Annotated in this window: 7 protein-coding genes; 2 read left to right on the top strand and 5 right to left on the bottom strand. The window is 72.6% G+C overall.

Annotated features, from left to right (window positions below; genetic code table 11):
• A partial coding sequence (locus GUY59_RS34130) for a hypothetical protein (RefSeq protein WP_212746374.1) occupies positions 1 to 622 on the top strand: 622 nt, incomplete at its 5' end.
• Positions 623 to 693: 71 nt separating this feature from the next.
• Here the strand turns inward: GUY59_RS34130 and GUY59_RS34125 are convergent.
• Positions 694 to 1,641 (bottom strand): GNAT family N-acetyltransferase, encoded by a 948-nt coding sequence (locus tag GUY59_RS34125; protein WP_138208728.1) that lies wholly within the window; start codon positions 1,639 to 1,641, stop codon positions 694 to 696.
• 291 nt (positions 1,642 to 1,932) lie between these two features.
• Here GUY59_RS34125 and GUY59_RS34120 point away from each other — a divergent pair, with 291 nt between their 5' ends.
• A complete protein-coding gene (locus tag GUY59_RS34120; protein WP_138208729.1) occupies positions 1,933 to 2,295 on the top strand; it encodes a hypothetical protein in 363 nt (120 codons plus the stop codon).
• 123 nt (positions 2,296 to 2,418) lie between these two features.
• On the opposite strand, the gene GUY59_RS34115 is transcribed toward GUY59_RS34120, so the two are convergent.
• From GUY59_RS34115 to GUY59_RS34100, 4 genes are all read right to left on the bottom strand, one after another.
• Complete coding sequence (locus tag GUY59_RS34115) at positions 2,419 to 3,105, bottom strand: N-acetylmannosamine-6-phosphate 2-epimerase (RefSeq protein ID WP_138208730.1); 687 nt, start codon at positions 3,103 to 3,105, stop codon at positions 2,419 to 2,421.
• Positions 3,102 to 4,175 carry an ROK family protein gene (locus GUY59_RS34110; RefSeq protein WP_201761672.1) on the bottom strand — a complete coding sequence of 358 codons (1,074 nt, stop codon included), beginning with the start codon at positions 4,173 to 4,175 and terminating at the stop codon, positions 3,102 to 3,104. Before GUY59_RS34110 ends, GUY59_RS34115 begins: the two co-directional genes overlap by 4 nt.
• Positions 4,172 to 4,888 (bottom strand): GntR family transcriptional regulator, encoded by a 717-nt coding sequence (locus GUY59_RS34105; protein ID WP_138205603.1) that lies wholly within the window; start codon positions 4,886 to 4,888, stop codon positions 4,172 to 4,174. The genes GUY59_RS34110 and GUY59_RS34105 overlap by 4 nt, the downstream gene beginning before the upstream one ends.
• 115 nt (positions 4,889 to 5,003) lie before the next feature.
• On the bottom strand, positions 5,004 to 6,335 hold the full coding sequence (locus GUY59_RS34100; RefSeq protein ID WP_201761671.1) for a mannitol dehydrogenase family protein: 1,332 nt from the start codon (positions 6,333 to 6,335) through the stop codon (positions 5,004 to 5,006).
• Positions 6,336 to 6,401 lie beyond the last annotated feature (66 nt).

The following is a 6,401-nucleotide window of genomic DNA, read 5'->3' as shown; positions in this document are numbered from 1 at the left end:
CTCCGCCTCCCCGCGGAACACGGCGCAGCCGACCCCCTCCTCCACCGTGACCTCCACCTTCCCGCCGCTGCAGGACGTACCCGAGGTGTGCGACCTGCTCTCGGCGAGCCTGACCTCACGGCTGGCGCCCAAGAGCGAGTCGGAGCCGGGCGTCGCCAAGGACGGGTACGGCGCCAAGCGCAAGGACTGCAGGTGGGACCAGAAGGGCTACCACATGAAGGACGGCTACAACCAGAGCCGGTCCATCAGCCTCAAGGTCAACGTCTGGCCGGACAACGACTCCGCCCGGGACGACGCCGAGTCCATGTGGCGCTCGATGCGCGACCAGTCAGGCCAGACCAAGGGTGACCCCTACTTCACCGAACACGGAGAGATCAAGGAGGTCGGCGACCTGGGCGACGGGGCGTACGCGATCTACAACGAGCACACCCAAAGGCGTACGGCGATGGCTTGGATCCTCGTCGTCAGGGGCAACACCACCATCGACATCCATTTCCACGGCACGGACAACAAGGGCCGCGAGATCCTCTCGGACAAGAACAGCCGGCCCGTTCCCGAGAAGGAACTCCTGCAGGGCGCGGAGGAGATCGCGAGAGAGACGCTCAAGAACCTCACAGGCTGAGGCGGCCGGCGCTTCGCCCCGGGGGAGCCGCACGCCCGGCCGGTCCGGCTGGGGTGACGACCCCGTCCGGCTCACCCCCAGGCCATGTTGATCATGCGTTCGACGTTGACGTACCCGGCGCGCTCGAAGGCGTTCGCCATGGGTACGTTGCCGAGATCCGTGGCCGCCCGGATGCGTGGGACACCCTGCGCGGCCAGGACGCGGGTGCCTTCGGCGAGGATGTCGTCGATGTAGCCGTTGCCCCGGTGCGCGGGCAGCACGGCGAGGTAGCCGATGACGGCGTTGTAGTCGTTGCGGGCCGGGGTGACGAACCCCACCGGCTCGCCGTCCGGCAACGTCGCGATCCGCCACCAGTCGCGCGGGCTGCGGTAGTGGGCGAGTTCGTCGTCGTAGTGCCTGGCGGCGGCCTCACGGGGAGACAGCCGGCTCAGGTCGTCCCTGCTGTGCGCGTCGAGCGTGCCGTCGAGGACCAGCGTCATCAGGGAGAGGATCTCCTCGGTGTCGCGGACCGGCCGGAACCTCAGGCGCCCGCTCGGCTCGGAAACCGGCGTTCCCGCACGCCACTCCAGGCGGAGGCGTTCGACGAACAGGCGGGCGCCGGTCCGTTCCAGCGCGGCCATGCGCTCCTCGACGACGCGCCTGGCCGTCGGGTCGTCGCGCCAGCCGGGCGGCACGGCGCGGCCGTACTCGGGCGGACGGGCCCCGGCCGGCACCACGGCGGCCATGGCGGTCCGCAACAGCCGCACGCCGACGTCCACGCGGTCGTCGCCCGTGCCGCTGTCGTCGTCGAGGTCGAAGACGTCGAGCAGGAAGGGTGCGGCGTCGCCGGTACGGCACCACCAGGCGGCCCTGGCCACCAGGCGGTCGCCGCGCAGGGCGACCCACGTCCATTCCGGTCGCCGGCGGCCGGCTGTGAGGTCGTCGGCGAGTTCGTCGTTGAGGGTGTAGGGGAGCCGGATGAAAAGGTCGAGTTCTTCGCGCCCGGTGATCGGGCGCACGGTCAGGTCGTTTCGTTCCACGGTCGAGGCACTCTCCGGTGAGGGCGCCCGTCCGCTCCGGTCAGGCGCGGTCAGCGCCCCGGGAGGAGACAAGCGCGGTGATCATGGACATCGTCATCGCTTATCCCTCCTTTCGGTGTCGTTGGTCCGGCTGCAAGGTCTATCCGATCATCGGTCGCCGTGCCAAGCCCTTTCCGTCATGCCCTCGTATCCCAGCGAGCGGTTCTGTCCGGCGAACCGCCGTAAGCAGAGCAGAGAGGCCAAACCGTCTATGACAAGCATTGCGGGGTTCTGCTGTGGTTTATTGATCGGATGACCGCATCAGGCAGACGGACGCGCTCGCTGGCGTCGGCCGCCGCCACCGTGCTGCTGGCTGCCTGCTCCTCCAGTGACGAGCCGCACACCCTCACCTTCGATGTCACGGGCGAAGGACGTTTCGCCATCACCTACGTCATCAACGGCCGCCCCACGACCGAGCCCCAGGTGACGCCTCCCTGGCGGAAGGACATCACCCTCGCCGAACAGGGCAAGGACACCTGGAGCCTTTCCATACGACGCCTGGGCGCCGGCTCGGTGAGTGCCGTTGCCTATGTCGACGGTCAGCTCATCACCAGCACCGCAGGCTCAGGAACAAGGGGCGGCGGCACCAGCAACCTCAGCGGCTCCGTTGGCTGAACGACCCTCCCGTTGCCGTCGCAGGCGATCATGGTGAGCCTCCTCGCCTTACTTGGCTCAACGACCTTCAACCGGCTGACCGGCAGGCCACCGAGACGGTCACGAGGGTGGTCACGGAGGTAGTCACGGGCGGGCCCGGCTCAGCCCTTGGGCGAAGCTCCGGGTGATGTCGGCGGGGCGGGTGATCGCGCCGCCGACCACGACGGCGTGCGCGCCCAGCTCGATCGCCCGCGCGGCCTGGCCGGGCGTGCCGATCCTGCCCTCGGCGAAGACGGGCACGTCCAGGGCGTCCGCCAGCACGGCGACCAGGTCCAGGTCCGGCCCTTCGGGAGACGGGCAGGCGGACGTGTAGCCCGACAGGGTCGTCGAGACGCAGTCCGCGCCGAGCCCGGCGGCGGCCACTCCCTCCTCGGCGGTGGCGACGTCCGCCATGACGAGCGCACCCGCCCGGTGGACGCCCGCGATCGTCTCCGCCAGGCCGCGGCCGTCGGGGCGGGGGCGGGAGGTGGCGTCCACCGCGACGATGTCCGCTCCCGCCCGCACCACGGCCAGGGCATGCTCAAGCGTGGGCGTGATGTAGACGTCGCCGTCGCCGTCCTTCCACAGGCCGATCAGCGGCACCGGCACGGCCGCGCGCACGGCCTCGACGTCGGCCGGGCCGTTGATCCGTACACCCGCCGCGCCGCCCAGGACGGCCGACCGCGCCATCGCGGTCATGAACCCCGGCCCGTGCAGCGGCTCGCCCTCGTAGGCCTGGCAGGAGACCACCAGGCCACCACTCAGAAGGCCGAACACCTCGCTGTCGGTCATGCCCTTCCTTCCCTCCGGTCGCTCTCGCTCCGGCTCGCACGAACCGGCCGGATTCGCCCGGACCAACGCCACGTCATGCCGGTCCGGCGGTCCCCGGTCGCGTGCCCGGCCTGTCGGCCTGCTGCGGGCTTCATGGGCGCCAGGCACGCCGCACCGGCGGCAGCGGCGGCGCCCACCAGCACCGCGTCGTCCCCGAGGCGCGCGGTCCGTACGGGGACGTCCGCCAGGACGGGCAGGACGCCGGCGGCCAGCGCGGCGCGCAGCGGGCCGAGGTAGAGCTCCCCGGCGGCCAGCACACCGCCCCCGACGATCACCACGTCCGGGTCCCAGACGTTCACGACGCCCGCCAGGGCGCTGCCCAGGGCCCGGCCGCCGCGCGCCAGCACCCCGGCCGCGTCCGCGTCGCCCGCCCTGGCCCGTTCCAGCACCAGGCGCAGGCCCTGGCCCCCGCCCCCGGCCGGCCGGTCCCCCGGCGACGGCCGGCCACCGCCGGCCGCTTGCAGGGCCGTGAAGGCGGCCGTCATGGCGGGCCCGCAGGCGACCGCCTCGACGTGGCCGTAGGCGCCGCAGGTGCACGCCAGCCCCGCCGCCTCCGCGACCGGTACGTGCCCGACGTGTCCGGCGGCTCCGCGTACGCCGGTCACGACGTCGCCGTCCAGCGCGAGGGCCCCGCCGATGCCCGTGCCGACGGTGACGCCCAGGGCCGTACGCCAGGAGGAGCGCGCCAGTTCGCCGGCGAGGAACGCGTGCACGTCGTTGCGGACCCGCACGGGCAGGCCGAGCTCGGCCTCCAGCGACGCCGCCAGCGGTGTGCCCGCCCAGTCGCGGATCGTGTCCGTGGCTCCGGCGATCTCGCGGCCGTCCGGGTCGACGACTCCCGCCGTGCCAACCCCGGCGCAGGTGACGCCGTCGAGGCCCAGCTCGCGGGCGAGCCGCACCACCGTGCGCACGACCGCCCGAGGCCCCTGCGCGGCCGGGGTGGGCGCGTACGCCCGGCGGCGCACGGTCCCCTCCGGCGTCACCAGCCCCGCGACGATCTTGGTGCCGCCGATGTCGATGCCCAGCCTCACGTCCTGCGGCTCCTCGTGATCGACAGCCGGTAGTCGTAACGGTCGGCGCGGTACAGGCTGACGGCCCGCTCCACCGCCCGGCCGCGCGCGTCGTGCGTCACCCGCGAGACGCGCAGCGCCGGGAAGTTGCCGGGCACGCCGAGGAGGTCGGCCTGCTCGCGGTTGACGACCGTGGCCGAGATGGTCTGGTCGGCGTGCTCGGGCGCGGCGCCGGCCGCCTCCAGCACGTCGTACAGGCTCTCCACGTGTCCCCGTGCGGTCAGGCCCGGTACGAGGTGCTCGGGGACCCAGGCGTTCTCCAGGCACATCGGCTCGCCGTCGGCGGTGCGCAGCCGGGTGACGCGCACGACCGGCGTGCCCGGTTCGAGGAACAGGTCGCGGGCGACGTCGATCTCGGCGGGTTCGCTCTCCAGCCTGAGCAGCCTGCCGCCGGGCTTCATGCGCCTGGCTCTGATGTCCTCGCTGAACGAGCTGAACGTCAGCGACTTGGTGATCTTGCCGGGGTCGGCGACGAACGTGCCCGCCCCCTGGACCCGATAGACGCGGCCGTCACGAGCCAGGCCCTCGACGGCCCGGCGTACGGTCATGCGGCTGACGCCGTGCCGCTGCATCAGCTCGCGTTCGCTGGGCAGCGGGTCGTGCGGCGTCAGCCGGGTGTCGATGAGCTCGATGAGGATGCGCCGGAGTGTCTCGTGCTTGGTCTCCTGCGTCATCCCTTGACCGCCCGTCTCTCCGCAGAGTGGTCCGTACCACTAGGGCAGGATTCTGGCTGTCAGGGCGGCTGTGTGTCAATATGTCACTTCTCGAAGCGAAGAAAGGTCCGTACCACTACACGAGCGCGCGGAGGGTGGCGGGCAGGCCGTCGGCGGTCAGCCGTTCCAGGCGGTCGATGACCAGTTCGCGGAAGACCGGGTCGTCCGGCAGGTCGGTGCCGAAGATCTCCTCGATCGTCAGCAGGCGGTCCACGGTGGCCGAGGCGGAGGCCGTCTCTTCGCCGCGCAGTCGCTCGGCCAGCGGGTCGGCCAGGTCGCGGGCCGTGGTGACGTATCGCATCCACCCGGCCACGGCCAGCGCGATCGACCGGGGCTCGTACCCGGCCGCCAGCCGCTCGCGGGCCGGGTCGAGCAGGCGCTGCGGCAGCTTCTGCGAGCCGTCCACCGCGATCTGCGCGACGCGGTGCCGCAGGCCGGGGTTGGCGAACCTGACCATCAACGACTCCTTGTAGCGTGCGAGGTCGAACCCCGCCAGCCCTCCCAGGGTGGGCGACAGGTCGTCGTCCATCAGCCGGCGCAGGTATCCGGCGAACGCGGGAAACCTCACGGCCTCCGACACGTGCTCGGCGCCCGACAGGTAGGCGATGGCCGAATGGCTGCCGTTGAGCAGGCGCAGCTTCATGCGTTCGTACGGCCGCACGTCCCCCACCAGCAGGGCGCCCGCCCGCTCCCAGGCCGGCCGGTCACCGGCGAAACGATCCTCGATCACCCACTGGGTGAACGGCTCGGTGACGACCGCGCCCAGGTCGACCACGCCCAGCCTGGCCGCCATGTCGTCCAGGTCGGCCTGCGTGGTCGCCGGGACGATCCGGTCCACCATGGAGGCGGGGAACGTCACGTTCCGCTCGACCCACCCGAGCAGGGGAGGCTCGCACAGGTCCGCGACGAGCCCGGCGAGGATGGCGCCGTTGCCGGGCAGGTTGTCGCAGGAGATGACGGTGAGCGGGCCCGCGTCCGCGGCGGCGCGGGCGCGGAGCCCCGCGACGAGCCGTGCGACGGCGCCCCGAGGATCGGGACGGTACGCCCGCTCGGTGACGGTCAGCGTGACCACGGCCGTCTCCGGGGCGGAGAGCCGCGCCGCCAGGTCGTCGCCGGGAACGAGCACCTCCCGTACGGAGCCGACCACGCGGGCCTCATCGCCGGCGCGCACGCCGTACAGACAGTCTTGAGGGCGGAGGCGGTCGGCCACGTCGGTGCTGCGCTGGGTCGCCCCGCAGATGCCCCAGCGATCGTCACCGGCCGCGGCCATGGCCCGCTCGGTGTAGACGGCCTGGTGGGCCCGGTGGAAGGCGCCGATGCCCAGGTGCACGACGCCGGTGGCGCGCGGCTCGGCGAGCGGGCGCGCGTCCGGCGCGACCCTGGACAGGGTGGCGCGGCTGAGCCTCACCGGGCTCACCACGGGCTCACCACGGGGCTCACCACGGGGCTCACCACGGGGCTCACCACGGGGCTC

The sequence above is a fragment of the Nonomuraea sp. K271 genome (genome assembly GCF_009908215.1).
Lineage (GTDB): Bacteria > Actinomycetota > Actinomycetes > Streptosporangiales > Streptosporangiaceae > Nonomuraea > Nonomuraea longispora.
The sequence above is the reverse complement of the archived record's forward strand: the minus strand, read 5'-3'. Positions and strand labels throughout refer to the sequence as shown.